The sequence below is a fragment of the Undibacterium sp. Ji22W genome (assembly GCF_049340305.1).
GTDB lineage: Bacteria > Pseudomonadota > Gammaproteobacteria > Burkholderiales > Burkholderiaceae_D > Undibacterium.
Genome location: NZ_JBMPOU010000002.1, coordinates 906,938 through 927,594, shown reverse-complemented (window position 1 = coordinate 927,594; position 20,657 = coordinate 906,938). Strand labels below are relative to the sequence as shown.

Annotated in this window: 16 protein-coding genes; 7 read left to right on the top strand and 9 right to left on the bottom strand. The window is 48.5% G+C overall.

The genetic code is table 11. The annotated features are described in order from the left end of the window. Positions 1-87 precede the first annotated feature (87 nt). Both ACO0KW_RS10735 and ACO0KW_RS10730 read right to left on the bottom strand, forming a co-directional pair. Positions 88-2,526, bottom strand: coding sequence for a sensor domain-containing protein (locus ACO0KW_RS10735; protein WP_423053071.1), 2,439 nt, complete (start codon positions 2,524-2,526; stop codon positions 88-90). Next, complete coding sequence (locus ACO0KW_RS10730; RefSeq protein ID WP_423053070.1) at positions 2,523-3,806, bottom strand: HD-GYP domain-containing protein; 1,284 nt, start codon at positions 3,804-3,806, stop codon at positions 2,523-2,525. The genes ACO0KW_RS10735 and ACO0KW_RS10730 overlap by 4 nt, the downstream gene beginning before the upstream one ends. A gap of 272 nt (positions 3,807-4,078) precedes the next feature. On the opposite strand from ACO0KW_RS10730, the gene ACO0KW_RS10725 reads away from it, so the two are divergent. The 5 genes from ACO0KW_RS10725 to ACO0KW_RS10705 all read left to right on the top strand — a co-directional run bounded on the left by ACO0KW_RS10725 (position 4,079) and on the right by ACO0KW_RS10705 (position 12,044). Continuing rightward, positions 4,079-4,822, top strand: a complete 744-nt coding sequence (locus ACO0KW_RS10725; RefSeq protein WP_423053069.1) for a metallophosphoesterase family protein — start codon at positions 4,079-4,081, stop codon at positions 4,820-4,822. A gap of 4 nt (positions 4,823-4,826) precedes the next feature. Further along, positions 4,827-6,338: a protein kinase domain-containing protein gene (locus ACO0KW_RS10720; RefSeq protein WP_423053068.1), complete on the top strand. Its 1,512-nt coding sequence runs from the start codon at positions 4,827-4,829 to the stop codon at positions 6,336-6,338. A gap of 27 nt (positions 6,339-6,365) precedes the next feature. Beyond that, positions 6,366-9,728 (top strand): two-component regulator propeller domain-containing protein, encoded by a 3,363-nt coding sequence (locus ACO0KW_RS10715; protein WP_423053067.1) that lies wholly within the window; start codon positions 6,366-6,368, stop codon positions 9,726-9,728. Positions 9,729-9,910: 182 nt separating this feature from the next. Next, positions 9,911-11,539, top strand: coding sequence for a M28 family peptidase (locus ACO0KW_RS10710; RefSeq protein ID WP_423053066.1), 1,629 nt, complete (start codon positions 9,911-9,913; stop codon positions 11,537-11,539). A gap of 97 nt (positions 11,540-11,636) precedes the next feature. Next, entirely contained in the window at positions 11,637-12,044 is a 408-nt protein-coding gene (locus ACO0KW_RS10705) for a hypothetical protein (RefSeq protein ID WP_423053065.1), read from the top strand. A 29-nt stretch (positions 12,045-12,073) separates the two neighbouring features. Here the strand turns inward: ACO0KW_RS10705 and ACO0KW_RS10700 are convergent, their stop codons facing one another. The 6 genes from ACO0KW_RS10700 to creB all read right to left on the bottom strand — a co-directional run bounded on the left by ACO0KW_RS10700 (position 12,074) and on the right by creB (position 17,189). Further along, positions 12,074-12,490 carry a hypothetical protein gene (locus ACO0KW_RS10700; protein WP_423053064.1) on the bottom strand — a complete coding sequence of 139 codons (417 nt, stop codon included), beginning with the start codon at positions 12,488-12,490 and terminating at the stop codon, positions 12,074-12,076. Positions 12,491-12,627: 137 nt separating this feature from the next. Then, on the bottom strand, positions 12,628-12,882 hold the full coding sequence (locus ACO0KW_RS10695) for a hypothetical protein (protein WP_423053063.1): 255 nt from the start codon (positions 12,880-12,882) through the stop codon (positions 12,628-12,630). A gap of 810 nt (positions 12,883-13,692) precedes the next feature. Further along, entirely contained in the window at positions 13,693-14,118 is a 426-nt protein-coding gene (locus ACO0KW_RS10690; RefSeq protein ID WP_423053062.1) for a zinc finger Ran-binding domain-containing protein, read from the bottom strand. Between the two features lie 188 nt (positions 14,119-14,306). Further along, positions 14,307-14,738, bottom strand: a complete 432-nt coding sequence (locus ACO0KW_RS10685) for a hypothetical protein (RefSeq protein WP_423053061.1) — start codon at positions 14,736-14,738, stop codon at positions 14,307-14,309. Positions 14,739-14,991: 253 nt separating this feature from the next. Continuing rightward, positions 14,992-16,452 (bottom strand): two-component system sensor histidine kinase CreC, encoded by a 1,461-nt coding sequence (gene creC / locus ACO0KW_RS10680; RefSeq protein WP_423053060.1) that lies wholly within the window; start codon positions 16,450-16,452, stop codon positions 14,992-14,994. Between the two features lie 38 nt (positions 16,453-16,490). Continuing rightward, a complete protein-coding gene (gene creB, locus ACO0KW_RS10675) occupies positions 16,491-17,189 on the bottom strand; it encodes a two-component system response regulator CreB (RefSeq protein ID WP_423053059.1) in 699 nt (232 codons plus the stop codon). Positions 17,190-17,363: 174 nt separating this feature from the next. Between creB and ACO0KW_RS10670 the strand changes: the two genes are divergently transcribed. Continuing rightward, positions 17,364-17,993, top strand: coding sequence for a hypothetical protein (locus ACO0KW_RS10670; protein WP_423053058.1), 630 nt, complete (start codon positions 17,364-17,366; stop codon positions 17,991-17,993). A 13-nt stretch (positions 17,994-18,006) separates the two neighbouring features. Here ACO0KW_RS10670 and ACO0KW_RS10665 read toward each other — a convergent pair whose 3' ends face one another. After that, a complete protein-coding gene (locus tag ACO0KW_RS10665) occupies positions 18,007-19,197 on the bottom strand; it encodes a serine hydrolase domain-containing protein (RefSeq protein ID WP_423053057.1) in 1,191 nt (396 codons plus the stop codon). A gap of 101 nt (positions 19,198-19,298) precedes the next feature. Between ACO0KW_RS10665 and ACO0KW_RS10660 the strand changes: the two genes are divergently transcribed. After that, positions 19,299-20,645, top strand: coding sequence for a glycerate kinase type-2 family protein (locus ACO0KW_RS10660; protein WP_423053056.1), 1,347 nt, complete (start codon positions 19,299-19,301; stop codon positions 20,643-20,645). Positions 20,646-20,657: the final 12 nt, after the last annotated feature.

Sequence of the window (20,657 nt, the reverse complement as noted above, 5' to 3'; positions counted from 1 at the left end):
CAAGCTAGTGAATTTGAACTGATTTGTGAGGAGCTTGAGCAAGCAAAGGAATCCTTCATAGCCGAATGGACGGAGGCGAAGATTGTGTCAGCTCAACTTATGTAATGCCGACTGTTCCAATGGTGTTTCTGCTTGTAAAAAGTTGGCTTCGAATTCATGTGGATTGAGTGCTTTAGCGATTAAATATCCTTGTATCTCATTGCAATTTAATTCGCACAGCAATTCTCTTTGCTCTTCTGTTTCCACTCCTTCAGCGATGACTTTGAGTTTTAAGGCATGCGCGAGGCTGATGATCGCAGTCACAATGGCGATATCGCTTTCATCCTTAGTCAGGTTCATGATGAAAGAACGGTCTATCTTCAATTTATTGATAGGAAAACGTTTCAAATAACTGAGGCTCGAATAGCCAGTACCAAAATCATCGATCGACATCCTGACACCGAGTTTCGCAATCGCGTGGAGTTTTTTAAGGGTTTCGTCAATGTCTCGGATCAAAATCGATTCCGTTAACTCAAGTTCTATGCATCCCGGATCGAGATGTGCATCGTCCAAGGCATTCGCCAGAGTGTCGACAAAATTGGCCTGCTGAAATTGCAGCGCTGACACATTGATAGAGATACGCAAGTGACGACCATCTTTGTTCCAACTTGCTGCCTGAGCGATGGCTGTGTGCATCACCCAGCTTCCTAAGGCGATAATCAAACCGGTTTCTTCAGCGATAGGAATAAATTTTGCTGGACTAACTTCCCCTAAATCTTTGTCATGCCAGCGTATAAGCGCCTCCGCGCCAAACACTTGATTGGTACGTAAGCAGACCAAAGGCTGATAATGCAAACGAAATTCTTGATGTTCTAGGGCTTGACGCATCGCATGGTCAATTTTCACGCGCGACAATAAACCAATATTCATCTGGCGCTGATAGAAGCGAAAATCCGAACGTCCGCGTTCTTTCACGTAATACATGGCGCTGTCGGCGTTTTTGATCAGATCTTCAATCCTATTGCCATCGGCTGGGTAAAGCGCAATACCAATACTGCAGGTCACACTAAATTGTATGCCATCAAGACAGAATGGCGCGCTCATATCAGCCAATACGCGACGGGCGCAAATTTCGGCGCCGCCCGCATTTGCTTGGTGCAGCAACAAAACAAACTCATCACCACCAAGGCGTGCTGCAGTATCGACTTGGCGCAGACAATTTTTCAGGCGTTCGGTGACTTCAATCAAAACGCGGTCACCAAACGGATGACCAAGTGAATCGTTGATTTGCTTAAAGTTATCCAGATCGAGGAACAATAAAGCGAATTCGCCATTGCCGCGATTGGCATGAGTGATCGATTGGTTGATGCGTTCTTCGAGCAATAAGCGATTCGGCAAACCGGTCAGCGCATCTGAAAACGCCAATTCTTCAATTTTTTGTTTGGCGTTATAACTTTCGGTTCTGTCTTTAAAAAAACCGATGGTATGCAAGGTCTGGCCGTGTTCATCCTGCACTCTCACTAGCGAAATCATACATAAATAGGCGTGCCCATCTTTGCGCCGATTCCAGATTTCACCTTCTCCAAAACCCTGGGTGTTGAGATCATGCAGTAAGTGCTGCAATGTCTCCTTATTATTTTGATCGATCAAAAAATCTTCAATGCTCAAGCCCAACATTTCTACTTCATTGTATTGCGTGAGCTTTTCAAAACTAGGATTGATGGTGATGATTTTTTGTTCTTTATCGGTGATAAAAATCGCATCCGTACTAGCTTCGAATACTTTGGAGGCAAGTTGTATACGAGCCTGATCCGCCAGTTTTTGTGAAATGTCCCTGAAAGAATATACCCGGCCTATGGGGCGTCCACGTGCATACTGTGGCAAGGTCACGCGCTCTAGAACTCTGCCCGAGTGCAGCACCAACACATCATTCGCTTCCATTAAAGGCGAACGGCGAATTGCCGCTAGTCGTTCATTGTAGTAACTCGCATCAACCATGCATTGATCCATCCAGGAATAGATCGCTATGTCTTCGCGCTGAGTCAATAATTCTTCCGGTAAATTCCAGAGTTTGGCGAATAGATGGTTGTAGCTGCGGATACCACCATCCAAATCAGTGACCAGAATCCCATCGGCGGTAGATTCTAAGGTCGCCCGTAATTCGGCAATGAGTTTTTCTAATTCGGTCTCGACGTGACGCTGATCAGTATGATCGCGGATTGCCACCACGTACAAAGTTGTTTCCAGATCCAGATGGACCAAACTGACCCGTCTAACCACATGAATAATCGAATCATCGGGGCGCTTCAACAGCGTTTCTGAATAAATATTATTCGATAGCCCAGCAGCGACGTCTTCCCAAAAAAACATATCTTCAGGCGAGGACGCCAAGTCCACCACCGGCGTCCCGAGTAGGCTATCTGGTGGCAAGCCCAAAAGTTTATGGGCAGAGCGATTTGCCGCGAGGATTTGTAATTGCAAAGGGTCAACGAGCAGAACGCCTTCTATCATCCCTTCAATTAAGGCTTCCCATTGGCGCTGTATCATGACAGCGGTCCTTGCAGATTGCTGGCGAGCGACAAAGGATCGCTCGCACGTTCAAAGAAATAGCAGAGACGTTTTCTGGGTGATAAATAGTCGTAGGCTGCTTTGGGTAACTGTATGGGTTTCAGACTGCGGCGTATGCCGATCTGGGTCTCATGTTCAAGGTTCACGACCAACGCATCTTCGCGGGGTATATGTGGATCATGAATAATCACTCTAGGTTTAATTGGGCGGCTGGAGTTGACCGACACGACTAAAGCATAGCGTTCATCACTGAGTTGTACCACTGAGCCAGGTGGATATATCCCCATCATTTTGATGAACGCGGTTAAGGTTGATGTATCTGATTGCGTCTTATTTTTAGTGAACAATTGCGACAGAGCTTCATGCGGAGTCACAGCATGCGCCACATTGATCGGGTTGCAGAGGTTATCGAAACGATTGACCAAAGAAATAATGCGGCTGAGTCCGGTCATTTTTTCGCCGTGAATATGTGCCGGATAACCACTGCCATCTGCGTATTCGTGATGTTGTGCAATGAGGACGGTAGCATTCGCTGACAATTGCAATTTACGGGCGATATTTACACCATGTGCCACATGGCTTTGGTAAAGCTGACGTTCTGCCGGACTGCTTTGTTCATCGAGCCAACGCAATCTGTCGGGCAATTCCATCTTGCCAACGTCATGCAATAGCGCACCAATGCCCAATTCCAGCATGTCGTCTTTTGGCAACTCTAGTGTTTTACCCAAGAGTAACGCAATAAGCGTCACATTGACGCTATGTAAGGCTGTTTTTTCGCCGGCTTTTTCGGAAAGCAGGCGAATTGCGGCTTCCTCTGTGTTCAGAATTCCTTCCAGCATCCCTTGTACTAGCCCGCTTGCTGTATCGCGCGCTAATAGTGGTTGCGCATGAATAATTTCGGTGAGATGTTTAAATTCTTGGGTCGCTTGTCCGAATTGCCGTTCACATTGCATTAAGCTCGCTTGCTGATGATGTAAAAGTGCCTTGCGTTGTTTAGCTGCAATTTCATCAGGAGTTTCTTTGGGTACCAAAATCTCAGGTATTGAGGGCGCGACGGGGGCAATTTCTAGATGACTTTTTTCTGGCGCATAACGAATTTTTTGTAGGCCTAATCCGCGTAATTTGTTGATTTGATCCTGGGTACGAACTTCGAAGCTATTCACCGGAAACGGATGATCCATCCAGCCGATATCGAGATAGATATACATTCCTATCTGTAGCTCTGCAGGGCTAATAAAATGCGAAGTTATTTCAGTCATTGAGCGCACAAGGTGGCAAGTGAGTTATGATGAAAGAAAAAAGTTTCCTTAAGTCAATTCTTTAAGTATAAGCCTAAAAGAATCAAAATACTCCAAATCGAAAATTTAGATGCAATTATTATGTGATATCGCATGATATTCTAGACTAGCGTTGTATTCGTAACCTGCCTTAAGATTTTTTAACTAAGACTTTGTTGGCAGTCACTAGCGCCTTCGCGACTGGCTCTAAAATGAACTCTGTTATCAAATATTTAGAAATAAGGTAGACCTTCATGTTACTTGCCGTATTGACGGATTTGCATGCTAATCGAGAAGCTTTGGAAGCTTGCCTTGCGCATGCGCACGAGCGTTCAGCAGAGCAATATGCATTTCTTGGCGACCTAGTGGGTTATGGTGCAGATCCAGCTTGGGTGATTGATACCGTGGCGGAATATACGCGGCGTGGCGCCTACGTTTTAATGGGGAATCATGATCTTGGCGTGTTGCAGGACGAGCGTAAAGATATGAATCCGAATGCCCGTTTCGTGGTCGAATGGACGCGCGAACATTTGAACCCGCAGCAAATTGAGTTTATTCGTGAATTGCCCATGCAATTCGAAATTGACCAATGCCTGTTCGTGCATGCAAATGCCTGGGCGCCAGAACGTTGGGAGTATGTTGACGGCAATATGGAAGCGGCGCGCAGTATGCGTGCGACCAATGCACAGATTACCTTTTGCGGCCATGTCCATACACCTAGTTTGTACAATATGAATCAGGCTGGAAAGGTTGGTACTTTCACCCCAGTGTCTGAACTCAGCGTCCCTTTGAGTAAATTGCGTCGTTGGTTGGTGCAGCCAGGCTCGGTCGGACAACCGCGCGATGGAAATCCTGCAGCCTGTTACGCTCTGTTTGATACACAACAACTGGAACTGACTTTTTTTCGCGTACCTTATGACAATGAAACTGCGTCGCAAAAAGTGCTGGCGGCGGGTTTGCCAGCCAGCCTGGCACGACGTTTAATTCAGGGAGGTTAAGGTGATGGCAGAACCAAATACCGGGGATAAGAAAGAGAAGTTGGATGCACCTACAGCAGCGATATCCGCTGCATCCGATTCTGATACATCCGCCAAAAAACTGAGTCGTCTGCAAGTCGGTATGGTCGTCGATGGCTACCAATTGGAAGAAAAATTGCACACCGGCGGCATGGCCGCCTTGTGGCGCGTCACCGATTTACAGCAACGCTTTGCACAGCCAGATGGCAGCTTACCCGCACTGATCATGAAAGTGCCTTTGATGTTCAGTATCGACGACCCCACAGCGATTGTGGCGTTTGAAGTCGAGCAAATGATCATGCCCAAGTTGAAGGGGCGGCATGTGCCCAAATACTATGGCGCGGGAGATTTTGATACGCAGCCGTTCATTGTGATGGAGCAGATCGGCGGAGTTTCCCTTCGCACTCGCTTTGACGCTGCACCTTTGCCGATTGAAGAAGTCGTCACCGTTGGCATTAAGGTCGCGACGGCATTGCAAGACTTGCATCGTCAGCATGTGATTCATCTGGATTTAAAACCATCGAATATTATGTTTCGGGCTGAAGGCGAAGCAGTGTTGATTGATTATGGTTTGTCACGGCACGACAAGTTGCCCGATTTACTCGGCGAAGAATTCCGTTTGCCGATGGGTACAGGACCTTATATCGCGCCAGAACAAGTATTAGGCATACGAAATGAACCACGCAGCGACCAGTTCTCACTCGGTGTTTTGTTATATCACCTAGCGACGGGCGAACGCCCTTATGGCCATCCGACTTCGGTTGCCGGTTTAAAAAAACGTCTGTATCGCGATCCTATTCCACCGCGCGTACACAACGTGGCAATTCCTGATTGGCTACAAGAAATCATCTTGCGCTGTCTGGAAGTTGATCCAGCAGCGCGTTTTGATACGGCTGCTCAGCTCGCATTGATGTTGCAAAATCCGGGGCAACTGCGTTTGACAGCACGCGCTGAAAAGCGCGGCCAAGATGGGCTGATGTCGGTTCTGAAACGGCGCTTTCAAGCGGCAGGTGCAGAACCGTTCGCACAGTACAGCGTATCAGAACATTTGTCGCAAGCACCGATCATTATGGTGGCCTTGCATCTGAGTGAAAGCAATACAGAACTCGCCGATGATATTCGCATGATTACGCGCCGTTTATTGCAAACCGAGCCGGGCGCGCGGCTCGCTTGCGTCACCATACGCAAAACCAGCCGTATAGGCTTGGATGATGGAATGGTGCAAAATGGACAAAACATGCACGTCAAGCAATTAGTCGAATTGAAACATTGGGCGCGGCCGTTGCAGGTGCGCAACGATAAAATTACCTTTCACGTATTAGAAGCGCACGATCCAGCTGCCGCGATTATTGACTACGCGCATAATAACAATGTCGACCAAATCATTATTGGTTCACGCGGTAGTTCAACTCTACGCCGTTACCTAGGCAGCGTTTCTGCCCAAGTGGTGGCTGAGGCTGAATGTACCGTCACAGTGGTAAAACAAAGACGCGAATAAGTTCCGTCCTTTTTTGGAAGTTCCGGCATGTCCTATTGCGTACGAGATTTTTATTCATGGAGATGCCTCGTACGCACGACCTTCCTGCCATTGATTGGGGCACTGTGCTTCTCCATTTCTGCGCACGCTATTGCCCCCAGCACAGTCAGCAATCCACTTGCCACAACGCCTGCACAGACCTGGAGTTCGATGGCTTCTATGGTGTTTCGTCACTTATCGACTTCTCAGGGTTTGCCACAATTTAGTGCGACCGTCGTAGGGCAAGATGGTGAAGGCTTCATTTGGGTCGGCACCCAAGGTGGACTGGCGCGTTGGGACGGTTATCGCTTCCGCAATTATTTGCCGATACCGAATGACCCAACTAGCCTGCCAGATAATTATGTGATGTCGATGTATAAAGACCCGCAGGATCGTCTTTGGGTGGGTACCAACGGCGGTGGTATGGCGCGTTATGACCATAGAACTGACAGTTTTGTGCGAGTGCCCGTTGGTCCGCTTGGCATTAGCCATGTCACTGTCAGCGCTATCACCGGCGACGGAAAAGACGGCTTGTGGCTGGCGACACGTAATGGTTTAGATCATTACCAACCCGACACTGGCGCGGTACAACATTATCGGTATGATCCCAATAATCCGGATAGTTTACCGAGTAATTTTGTTCGTACCGTAGCGCTTGATCCGCAAGGTATTTTGTGGATAGGCACGACGCAAGGTTTGGTGCGCTTTGATGTGGCTAACCAGCGCATGCGCCGCGTGCGTCTGCCGATGGATGACGCCAAAGTACAAAGAATCGTGAGTCTCGGCATGAGCGCCGATGGAAAATTATGGATAGGTACCTTTGACTCCGGCGCTTTTTATGTAGATACAAAAGCATCCGCAAATTCAGAAAATACAGCAGCCGTGTCACGCTTGCAAATACAAAAAACTGAGAGCAAGGTACAGCTCACCGGCAATGAATATATCCACGCCATTCAACAATCTGGCACCGATGAAATCTGGCTGGGAACCTATGGTAAAGGCGTCCTCATCGTCAATACCAAGACCTTAGAAACCAAGTCCATCACGCATGAGCCAAATCGGCAAAGCAGTCTGGCGGATAACGCCGTGTGGTCGATTTTACGTGACCGTTCGGGATTGATCTGGGTTGGAAGTCAACGCGGTATCAGCTTGCATGATCCTTCATCCAACGCTTTCTTAACGATTTACGGTGGCGAAAACCGACGACATGGTTTGGGTGGATTAGATTTCTTTTCAGTGCGTGGATTCCAAAACGGTGACGTGTGGGTGGGCTCACAAAACAATGGCATTAGCATATTGAAGGCGAATACTGCGCAATTTAGTTCACTGGACGCGGACGATAGACAAGTACAAACCAGCTTGCCACAAAGTGCGATTTATACGATTTTCCCAACGACCAACGGACAAGTATTTATCGGCACTGAAAAGGGCTTATATCAAAGCCAACGTAATGGCACGGGCGTAAAGCATCTCAAACTTAGTCCCCGAAATCCGGCCTTACGCGTCGCGACTTTATTGCAGCTCGGCGATCAATTACTGATTGGTGGTCCAGAAGGTATTTGGGTAAAAGACTTAACGCAAACCGATCAGGATAAATCGACTCCTGCTGCGTGGGCCGTGCCAATCGCGAACAAATTTGTCACCGACATGCAGATCGCCCCAGATGGCGCGATCTGGATCGCCACTTTACAAGATGGTGCCTATCGCTATGATCCGGCCAGTGGTGAGCTTCTCAACATCGTGCCAGACCCGGCTAATCCATTAGGTTTGCGACATAGGAACGTGTCGGGAATGTTGTTTGATTCGCGTGGTTGGTTGTGGGTGGCAATGCAAGGTGGCGGCATTGATTTATTGCGTAATCCGGGTGGACATCCGCCATTTACTTTCGAGCATTTTGGCAAAAAAGAAAAAATGCCAAATGAGCTGGTGAATAAAATTCTGGAAGACAAGCAGGGCAATATCTGGGCCAGTACCGACGAGGGTTTTGTCCGTATCGATACCAAAACGATGCAACTCGATCCCTTTGTTGAGTCAGACGGTGTTGCCATTACAGGCTATTGGAGTAATTCTGGCGGTCGCGTGGCACAAGGTGATTTAATGTTTGGCGGCGTCGGAGGTTTGACGATAGTGCGTTCTGAATTGGTCAAAACTTATCATTATCATCCCCCCATCGTCGTCACCAATATTCAACTAGGTGGCAAAACCATCGCTGCGAATCATGTTGGCTTGGTTGGACAAAGCGCCAAAAAAATCATCGTTCAACCCGATGCAAATAGCATCATCGTCGAATTTTCTGCGCTCGATTTTTCTGCCCCCGAACGCAATCGTTACGCGTACCGCCTCGAAGGCTACGACAAAAAATGGATAGAGACGGATTACACCCGACGCCTTGCCGCCTATACCAATTTGCCGCCGGGCGAGTATCGTTTGCTCTTACGCGGCTCCAATCGCAGTGGTGACTGGAGTGAAGATAATCTGGTTTTGAAGGTCCAAGTATTACCTGCCTGGTTTCAAACCTGGTGGGCGTATCTGCTGTATCTCACCTTGCTGATCTTGTTGATTCTCGCGGTGGTGCGTTGGCGTTTGTGGCGTCTAAATGAAGCCAATCAGACCTTAGAGTTGCTGGTCCAAAAACGTACGCGAGAACTTGAGCAATCACGCAAAATGTTAGAGGAACAAAGCCTGACCGACCACCTGACCGGTTTGCGTAATCGTCGCTTTTTAAATCTGTATATAGGCGAAGATATCGCCAGAGTAAATCGCGCGTATCAGGCGATCGAGGGACAAGAAATTGATCGTGCTGCGTTAAATATCGATATCATTTTTATGATGGTGGATATTGATCACTTTAAGTCAGTCAACGATGAATTTGGCCATGCTGCCGGCGATTTGGTGTTAACCCAGACCACCGCAATTTTGTTAGAAGCAGTGCGCGAGGCCGATACGATTATCCGTTGGGGCGGAGAAGAATTCTTGATCGTCGCACGTCATGCCAATTATCTGGAAGCCGAAGTATTGGCCGAGCGGATACGCACACGGATTGCAGAACATGTATTTACGTTACCCGACGGGCAAACGCTACAGCGCACCTGTTCTATTGGCTTAACCACCTATCCATTTATCCCTACATCAGTCGAAGCTTTCTCGTGGGAGCAAGTCGTGGATATCGCCGATCAATGCTTATATGCCGCTAAACATGGTGGCAGAAACGCTTGGGTGGGTTTGTTCTTGCTGGGGAATTACTATGCCAAAGAACAGATTACGAATGTTGCTTTAGAAGTAGAACAACAGATCGCACAAGGGCATATCTTAGTGAAAAGTTCCTTACCCGACGCAAGCAAGCTTGATTGGTCACATGGGCGGGGGCCTTGATTATCCTGTCCTTGCAAATTTTTATGGAACTTTGGCGCGTTACCGCACTCTGTCAGTCCTTACAATAAATAGTTAACATCCCTAGCCACAATAAGCAATAAGATAGCGAACTACAAAACTGGCAGACAATAGCGTGGATGCCAGTTTGTCCACCTAACTCTAAAAACATCCACAGGAGAAGTATGAAAAATAAATTAGTCTTGACCAGCCTCGCGCTGAGCGTCGCAATGGCATTTTCCGCCCACGCGGTCGATAAAAAACACGCAGCAAAAACCGCTACCGTCGAAGCGGCACCTTTGCGCGCTCATTTGGCATTAATCTCTTCGGATTTGTTTGAAGGTCGCGGAACAGGTCAACGCGGTGCAGATTTGACCGTGCAATATTTAGAGAGCCAGTCGCAAGTGATGGGTCTTAAACCAGGTAATGGCAATACCTATCGTCAATTAGTTAAAATCGCCGGCGTTAAAGCATTGCCACAGCAGAGTAGTTTGCAACTGGTCGCGGGCGGCGCGCCACTCGCCATTGAATTTGGCAAAGACTGGGTCTGGGCACCGGGCGATGCCGTCGCTACCCACCAATTCGATACTGATATTGTCTTCGTCGGTTACGGCATCACCGCCCCAGAAGAAAAATGGGATGATTACAAAGGGCAAGATGTTAAAGGCAAATTGCTAGTGATGATGGTCAACGATCCACAACCCACTGCCGAAGAAGCGAATCGTTTTGGCGGCAAGGCACTTACCTACTACGGTCGCTGGACATACAAATATGAAGAAGCCATGCGCCGTGGTGCAGCCGGTGTTCTGTTAATCCACACCGACGCCTCTGCTAGCTATGGCTGGTCAGTCGTACAAAATGGTGGCACCGCAGAAAAATTCCAACTACAGGGCGCAGCACTCGGTACGGGTTTGCAAGGCTGGATCAGTGAAGACACTGCACGCAAGCTGTTTGCAGGTGCAGGCAAAGATCTCGATCAATTACGCGCTGCCGCAGAACGTAAAGATTTTGCTCCCGTCAGCTTAACCGCCAAATTAGTCGGCGAAGAAAAAGCCGAGATCCGCACGGTCGATCAATACAATATCGCTGCGGTCGTACCGGGCACCGATCCAAAATTGAAGGATGAAGTTGTGATCTACAGCGCGCACTGGGATCATCTGGGCAAGCAGGGCACCACGGGCGATACGATCTATAACGGCGCGATTGACAATGGTTCCGGCACTGCAGCGTTGTTAGCGATGGCAAAGGCGGCAATCCAAGCACCGGCTAAACGTAGTCAAATGTTCTTGTGGGTAGCCGCTGAAGAGCAAGGCTTATTGGGCAGCGCCATGTATGCAGCGCAACCACTTTGGCCAGCCAACAAAACGGCGGCCAACTTAAATTTGGATAGTTTGAATTTCATGGGCGTCACACGCGACATCAGCACGCGCGGCAGTGAGCGCACCGAGTTAGGCGAGATCGCCGCCAAAGTCGCAAAAAATATGGGCTTAAATGTCGCACCGGCAGAACCCGATTTGGCAGGTGGCTATTTCCGCAGCGATCATTTCAGCTTTGCCAAAGCAGGCATTCCAGCCTTCTCTATCGGTGGCGGCAAAGACTATGTGAAAGATCCAGAAGGCACACGCGAAAAAGCCCGTGCCCATAGCAAGCGCACTTACCATCAAGTCAGCGATGAATTTGATCCGACTTGGGATTTCTCTGGCATGGTGCAACAAGCCCAATTCACGCTAAACCTCGGCCGCGCAGTCGCCGACGGCGCCAAGATGCCAGCCTGGAAAGCCGGTGATCCGCTAGGTCAGGTACGGTCGAAGTAAGCAACCACGAACAAAGCATGGGGCGTAACAATCATTAGTTCACGCCCCATGCTTGTTTTTTTATTCAATAGTTTTCAGCAACAAGCCGGAAGTACAGATGTCGCAACAACCCCCCCGCCCTAGCGAACGCGTACTCTTACAAAGAGTCAGAAATCACCTTATCGATTATCTAGAAATCGCCGCCTCATTCCAGGCCCAACAAGAATTCCAAACACAGTCACCACAATTACACGTCGCGACGGAAGTCTTAGAACAATGGGCAGACTGGGTCAGCCCCAACTGGCAACAAGAACTCAAAGCCCCAACGTTCTCAGAACAAGAAAGAAGCGCCATCACAGATTTTCAATTGATCTGGCAAGACACCCACAACAAACTCGTGCGCCCCTTACCAGCACTCGACTACATACAACTCGCCCCAGCTTGGCAGCAGTTGCGGGTGGCTGCGGAGGAGTGTTTACGGGTGTTTATGCTGCGTGGGAAGTTGTCGGAAGAGGTAGAGGAATAAGGGAAATGTTCGAATGGTCTGAAATTGAGTTATCGCTCAAATCTTTCGCTGATAGGGGAAAAATAAGATAGCGCTAAAATGGCTCCCCAAAGGGTTGCAGACGCCTCGATAAATGCGGACTCAATTCCCGAATAGAGTGATGTGCCGATTAAGGGATAAATGAGGAATCCCATCAGCGTCGTATAGGTAGAAAGTGCCCTTGCCCAATTCTTGAAAAAGAACAGTCCAATGAGACCAGCTAACCAAGCTAGCGCAAAAATTGTAGCGCCAATAACTGCGATCCAATAATGATTTATGAACCAAGTTTCAGGTTCTGCGTTATAAGCAGCTTCTAAATTTTCCGAATACATAGGAAATAAGCCAGACACTATTGTCGCAAGGATCAGCGCAATATAGATCCAAAGGAGTTTCTGATAGCGGGATTCTGTTATGGGTTGGAGGGTCATATTTGTCGATGTAGTTAGCGAGGTACAGGATTTCAATTGAATAGTCTAATCTACACTTCGTGTTTAACAATCAGCCTACGGTATTAAGTCATTAACGCTAAGTCATAATGCTTGCCAAGCCCGACCGAGCAAGCATTTCAGCGCTTACGTCGAAAAAAATAACGACTCACGAGTTCTTCTTTAGTCGTGGCTTGTTGAAAAAACAGACGTAAGCACAGCGCTGCAACAAAGGAACAAAACGCAGAAAACACCAACTGGGCAGGAGAAGCTTGATCGACAGTAAAACCAGCACGGTAGAGTAGTACTATGGCGGACACGATACAGCACACGCAGGCAGAATACCAAGCGATACGCATTTCTGTGCTGAGTGGTTTGAGAATTCTTCTGAACATTAATATAGGTAATATTTGATCAATAAAAAAATTATACTAACTTGATCGATGCAGAGATTCAATGTATTTCTAATGCGCGCCGTTCGTGCATATATGGCGACCCGTGAGATAGCAATCGGCTAAGCGAAATAAGCACGATGTGGCTTCCATTTTGTAGTACATCCATAAAACCCATGCGTGCGATTCCGTTTCACTAATCGCACTTACCGCGCTTTACTCGATTAGCAACCTGATTTTATAACGTGTCGGAAGAAGCGCACCCAGTGTGAACCGATTAATGGTTGGCTGTTGCAGCTCAAATGTCGGGATGTGATCGTTTGACTCCCTAATGCTATTGATTAATTGCTTGTACTTTGGACGAGCGTCTGACCTTGAAGAGTTACCATTTGAGGATGCCTAAGTATAAGACTGGAACTCCCAGCGCCAGCAAAGGGTACAGCAGCATTGGCGGAGTCTTCTGTGCGATTGCATATGCTATGTATGCCTCACTGATATTCCCTCCAATTACTGAACTGACAATTGGGAGTATTGCGAGGGGTGCGGAGAAAGCAGTACCAAATCCGAGAGCCAACGGCCGCCAGTCGTTCGAGGCGTAACTGCCCCATGAGGAGAGTGCTAGCGAAAACAGTATTCCCAATATAGATGCGGTGTTCGAAATCCATATTGCAGAACGATACTGAAGCAGCAAAGTTTCCGCGGACTTTCCATTTAGTCCCTTCGGCAGCGAACCAGACCAAAGGCGATACACGCCCATCGCGACTAGGCCACCAACAATCCCACTAAGGACAGGCCGGATATCCTCAAATTGCATCATTTCCCCTTCCATAACGAGAGACCAACAACGACGATCCAGGCCAAGAGAAGAAACGGAGCAGGGAAAAGTAGAAAAAAACCCACCAAGCCGGCTCCAATGGCATTGCCGCCGCCTGATATGACCAAGCTCGTAAACAAAAATGAAACTACGATGTCTGCCACTAAAAATAAGGCAAGCTTTGATGCAAGTCCAAACTTAAAGCTATGGCTGGGCTGGGCATCTTCAGAGTTCTTCCAATCCGCCCGTCTCGATTCGATTTCTTTCCCGCCCAATCCCACAGGCGAAGAGCAAAGTTGGCAGATATTTGATTTGGCAAGGTTCGATGTATGGCAGACAGGGCATCTCCAATCGGCTTGAGTAAGTTTTAGGCCCATTCTAGTATTTTCAAAGTGATTAACGAACATTATTAATGCATCTTTCAAGCTAGTTCCAAACGGGATTCTAGATTGAAGATCATTCAAAATTTCTTTTGGTGAGATGTGCTGATCCTGATACCTAACGTTGAGCTAAACGGAACTGCGCGCAACGCACGCAAACCGAAGAGCAATAGATTGAAAAACCGCTGCACGTCGGCGCGTCAATAAGCGCAGATTCCGAGTTGAGCGCCATGTTAATCGTCTTTTTCCGGAGGTGATAATGGTGCCATCACGCTTGTACCACAATTTGGACAGTACTCATTGTACTGTTGACCAACCCGCTTGAGGTATTCGTTTAAACTCGCCCGACAATGAGAGCATGGATGTTCGAAATTTGCTTCCTCGCTTATATCGACATTCTTTACTTTATGTTGATCCACAACGCCGAACCACGCTCCAATACGACCAGCAGGATCGCGTACAGAATTATCAAAATGTGCGAATCCTTGCACCTCAATCTCATTGGCCTCAAAAAAAATTAGTGGCATTCCTTCGACGAGGCGTAATTGTTGGCGTGCAAGACTTGAAATCGTGCCATAGCCTGTCAACCCTAATCTTGAGATCGAGCCATCCTCATTTACATACTCAAGACTGTTGAAGTCAGCATAGACTCGTGGAAGTGCCATAGGATTTGACGATTAACGTGATTTAATTTTACAAAATGCAAAGATAACCGAACATAAAAAAAGACAATTTGTTTCATTCCTTTTGAAACCCGCATGGCGCTTGATTGTTTTTGGTTATACCTGACAAATAGTAGGTATAAGCAAACCGAGAAAAAGTGCAATGCTAGTTAAATACAAAATTCAACAACATTCGCAATATTGCTCCAGCCAACTTGCTTTATTCAGCCGCAAAAAAGGTTCACCAAGCCCTTTCCTACACTAACGTCAACTGCAACTTCACTCTCACCCCACTCTCAGCCAAATTCTCCAAACTCACCTCGCCTCCGTGCAAGCTAATCACTTCACGCACAAACGGTAGTCCCAAGCCTGTGCTCTTCGCCGCATCAGTTCTCGGCAGCGAATAGAAACGCTCAAATATTTTGGCTATTGCGTAGTCGGGGATGCCGCTACCTTGGTCGTCGATGAATAGAGTGAAGTGTTCGTTGTCGACTTGTTGATGTAAGTGGATTTCAGCGCCGTGTGGGCTGAACGCAATTGCATTGTCGAGTAGATTGCCGATTGCCTGGCGTAGTAAGAGTGGGTCGCCTTGTAGGATGTGGGTTTGTACTTCAAATTTAATGCGTAAATTTTTGCGGGCGATGGCGTCGCTAAAGTCGATCAAGACTTGATCTAATACATCGACAATGTCGATCTCGCTGACTTGGCTTAGTTGCTGTTGCTTCTCTACTTTAATTAAGGCCAAGAGCTTATCGATCAATTGTTTTTGGCGTTGATTTTGCTCGATGATATTGTGGAGAAATTTGCTGCGTTCGGCTGCGGGTGGATCTTCGCTGAGTAATTCTGCCGAACCTTGAATCGCGGCGATCGGGCTTTTTAATTCATGCGCTAAGGTGTGCATTAAGGTCTCTACATATTGCTTGCCTTCTAGTTGATGACGCATGTGTTCTAGCGCTAAACCTAGTTCGCCGATTTCGTGTTGACCGAGTTTGGGTAAGTTGATTTTTTCATTGCGTTCTACCGCCACGACATAGTGTCGTAGCTTTTGTAAAGAGCGATTTAACCACCATGAGAATCCTATGCCTATCAGTAGCGTGGCGATCAGTAACCAAAAACTGCGTTGCAGAATTTTGTATTGACTGCGTTCGATAAAAGGGCGGATTGCCGCGCTTGCTTTGGCGACGGTGAGTACGCCGATGATGCGTCGTGGTGTGGTCTGAGCTTGCTGAGTATCGTTCGCATAAATTGGTGCGGCGACGTGCATTACCGTACTATTTTCGTCTTCTGCATCAGTGCGGGTACTGCGTGCGCCGTATTGACCGCGTAGCGTCAGGTACACATCGTTCCAGCGTGAATAGTCTTTGCCAAGGTCGCGTCCGCTAGAATCAAAAATCACAATACCGCGCGCATCGGTGATGTACACACGGTAATCGAGTGATTTTTTGTGTACGCCGCTGATCTCCACGTCCATTTGGCGCGCACTGATTTGCTGTAAACGTTGTAGCATCAGTGCTTGTGATAATTGCCCGCTCGCGCCAGCTTGATTGACATCATCGCTGACTAATTGTGCGAGTAATTGTGCGGTATCGACTAAAGAATCTTCCAAAGTAGCACGCACACCGGGTTTGACTTCAGCGACAAAGACGGTGAGTACAAACCACGCTGCTAGCGCGAGGATGAGGGCATAGCTGAGTAAGAGGCGCAGGCCGATTTTCATGATCTGGGTTGAATGATCTCGTAGTTGATTTGTCGATATTAGGCTTGGGCGATGCTATAACCCATGCCGCGATGGGTTTGTATGGGTTCATCTTGCGGGTTGATGAGTTTGAGCTTGGCACGCAACGATTTGATGTGGGTATCGACGGTTCTGTCCATGGTATTGCTGGCATTGGTCCATACCAGATCCATTAATTGGGCACGTGAGAATAAGAAATTCGGGCGTTCTATCAAGGTCTTTAAGAGCAAATATTCATAGCGGGTGAGGTTTAAACATTCGCCGTAATAAAATATTCGCGCTTCCTCGGCACGCAGTTCGAAACGTTCTGGCACTTCGCTTGGATGCATGCTGGTCGCGCCCGGCAGATGTTGCCGACGCAAAATCGCTCTGACTCGGGCGACTAATTCACGCGGTGAAAATGGCTTGGTGACATAATCATCTGCGCCGATTTCGAGACCGACGATGCGATCGATTTCATCGCCACGTGCGGTCAAAAAAATCACCGGTGTTTGACAAAATTGACGTAAGCGGCGGCAAACTTCAAAGCCATTGATGTCGGGTAAGCCGACGTCCAGAATGATTAAAGCGATTTTGGCTTGCTCGGTGGATTGCAAGAGATCGAGTGCGGCTTGCCCCAAGCTTAAATGCAGCGGCGTGAAGCCATCGGTAGCTAAGGCATAGTACAGGTTTTGTGCAATCGCGACTTCATCTTCGATGATTAAAATGGTTTGTGACATAGTTGGTGGGCGACACTGGTGATCATGGGCTAATGGTCATGAATAGTAGCAGAAGCAGAGACGTATTCCATCAAGACAAGAACCGGTAAAGTGAATATAAAGACATAAGGTATAAACAATTTTGTTTATAATTCCAGCTGATTTTTGATTGATGAGTTTTTACAAAGGCTAGCTATGTCACAACTAGTTCGTGTCGCCATCGGCGAAGATTTCCCTGAAATTCAATGGCCAGCTTGTTGTCCCGAATGTGGTACGACTAAGTCGCTTATTCGTAATACCAGTCGCTTGGGTCGCGTGAAGTCGCTACGACCAAATCTGGCTGGCGGGCTGACCATGAAGAGTGAGGTCATGTATTTGAATTATTGGATTTGTCCGGCGCATGCGGCAGAAACCCGTTGGGCTAATACGTTGTTAGACAAAAGCCCTCTCATGTACTTGATCCGTTTTCTCTTTTATACAGGGGCCGTATTTGCGCTGGGGTTGTTGTTGGGGCCACGCCGTTTGTCGACTTTTCCTGAGCTCGGCCCTATGCTGGCCTTGCCATTCATCGGCATCTTTGGTGTGGCCAGCTTGATCTGGGCACGCATGGCAACCAGCTTACGACCTATGCGATTTGATCCGGATCAGGACGTGATTGAAATCCAGTTCCGACAAGCGCCTTATGCGACCCGATTCCGTGTCATGAACCGCGAAGCGACTAGCTCTCAGAATACCGAAGAGACACCGTGGTTTCGCCGCAGTATTGTGTGGAAAGTGATCGTGATCGTGTTGTTCTTGATGTTCATGGCGCGGATGATGAAATGAATCTGGTGAGAAATCAGTGCCCCATCGCCGCATACGCGAGCTTTTTAAACTCAAACGAATACGGGTGCCAGAACGCCATCTGACGTTGCGTCATCAATAGCCCCGCCATGTTGTGGCGGGGTGAAATCCACCAATGGGTGCCAGCAATGCCACCCCATTCAAATTCACCTTCAGCATCAGCGGGATCATTCTCATCCGGGCGCAAAGTCACTGCACCACCCAGGCCAAAGCCCTTACCCGGCACATCACCAACACCGGGGAAGGCGATGCCCCAGCCCGCAGGTAAATGGTTCTGCATCATCTGCTGTATCGACTCTGGTTTCAAGACCGCATGACCACCCGGCAGAAAACTGCGCATCAGTGCCAGCATATCGTGCATGCTAGAGACTAAGCCGCCACCACCGGAGAAGCGTGGTATCGGTTTTAAAAAGGCTTCAGGATACGGCGATTTTTCCAGGCGTTTGAGATCGCGGTTCAAGACATTCATCGGGTCTGTGCCCGCATAGTAAGCGGTTAAGCGCTCATGCTTGTGTGGTGGCACCCAAAAGCTGGTGTCGTTCATCCCCAAGGGCGACAAAATATGCGCGTGTAGATACACGTCAAAATTGTCGCCACTGACGACTTCCACCAAACGCGATAGCACATCGGTCGCAATCGAATATTCCCAACGCTCGCCAGGATGAAAGCTGAGCGGCAATTCTTCTAGTACGTTGATGAGTTCGGATAATGGCTCAAATGCATTTAAAACTTTGCGTTCGACATAGGCTTTATAAATGGTGCTGCCATGATCGAGCAAGCCATAACTCAGACCCGAGGTGTGCGTCAGTAATTGGCGCACGGTGATGGCAGAACGCGCGGCTTCGGTTTGATGGATATCGGTCGCACCGGGAATTAAAACCTGACGCTTGCCGAGTTGCGGCAAATAGATTTCCACCGCATCATCCAAGCCCAATTTACCTTGTTCGATTAACTGCATGATCGCCATCGACGTCAGTAATTTGGTGTTGGAAAATACGCGGAACAAGTGATCGTGGCGCAGGGGGATTTGGTTCTCTATATCCGCCCAACCCGCCGCATGGAAATGGACTACATCTTGCCCGGACAAGATCGCGGACGATACGCCAGACAGAATTTTTCTATCGACATAACTTTGCATGGCGGGCGCAATGGCGCTGAAATCGTGATGGTTGGGTGTGATGATCATGGGCAAATTTGATAAAAAGCGTCAAAAGCTTCGTTGTAGGTGCAGAATGCTGGTATTTTAGTCGCTATTTTAGCCGCCCACGCTCACAGCTCCAAACCACGATGATAAACTGGAATCAGGCACAAGCCCAAACGTATGTCGAAACGCAGGCACCAGCATTTTTACGTGAATTATTTGCAGTCGCCGTTGCAGCCGTTGATCCGCATCATTGTCTGCCGCCACATTTGCCAGCCTTTCCAACTAGCGGGCGTTGCATTGTGGTCGGTGCGGGTAAAGCCGCTGCCTCTATGGCGCAGGCCTTGGAACAACATTGGCTGGCATCCGGCCTAGAAAATTCCTTAGGCGATCTAGCGCGTTTAAGCGGCATGGTGATCGTTCCGTATGGCCATAGTCTGCCGTGTGAAGTCATCCAAGTGCGCGAAGCCGCGCATCCTGTGCCCGATCAGGCGGGCTATCAAGCCGCCGTCGATTTACTCGCATCAGTGCAACACTTAAGTGCCGCCGACACCGTGATTTGCCTATTATCCGGCGGCGGTTCGTCATTGATGAGTTTACCCGCGCCCGGCATTAGTCTGGCAGAAAAACAAGAGATTAATCGCGCCTTGCTTCGTAGTGGCGCCAGGATTCATGAAATGAATTGCGTACGTAAGCATCTGTCAGCGATCAAAGGTGGACGACTAGCTTTGGCCTGCGTACCAGCTACCGTGCTGACTTATATCATCTCCGACGTAGCGGGTGACGACGCCAGTATTATCGCCAGTGGACCGACGTTGGCCGATGCCAGCACTTGTGCTGACGCACTCGAAATCTTGCAGCGCTATGCGATTCCGGTATCGCCTGCAGTTCTCGCTCACCTGCAACTAGCGTCCTCCGAAACGCCAAAACCTGATCACACAGCGTTTGTTTATCCACATCCGCATCCTCATGTCCAAATCATCGCGAACGCACAAGCCGCCTTGCAGGCAGCCGCCAATTTTGCCCAATCAAAAGGTGTGCGGGTAGAGATTTTGTCGGATCGTTTAGAAGGCGAAGCCCGCGAGCTGGGGCGCGCCCATGCGCAACTTGCAATTGCGCATAAGAGTGCACGCGAAAACCACCATCAAGCTTGTTTATTATTATCAGGCGGAGAAACCACCGTTACCGTCAAAGGCAGTGGGCGTGGTGGACGCAACACAGAATATCTGTTGAGCTTCTGCCAAAACCTTAACGGTCATCCCGGAATCTACGCACTCGCTGCCGACACCGACGGACGCGACGGCAGCGAACAAAACGCGGGAGCATGGTGCACGCCAGATAGTTTGCAACTAGCGGCAGACTTATCGATATCGGCTGGTGAGAGTTTGGCGAACAACGACGCATTTGCTTTCTTCGCCGCGCTCGATGCTTTATTGGTGACGGGGCCTACTTACAATAATGTGAATGATTTTCGGGCGATTTTGGTTTTGTGAAGTTTGACTTAG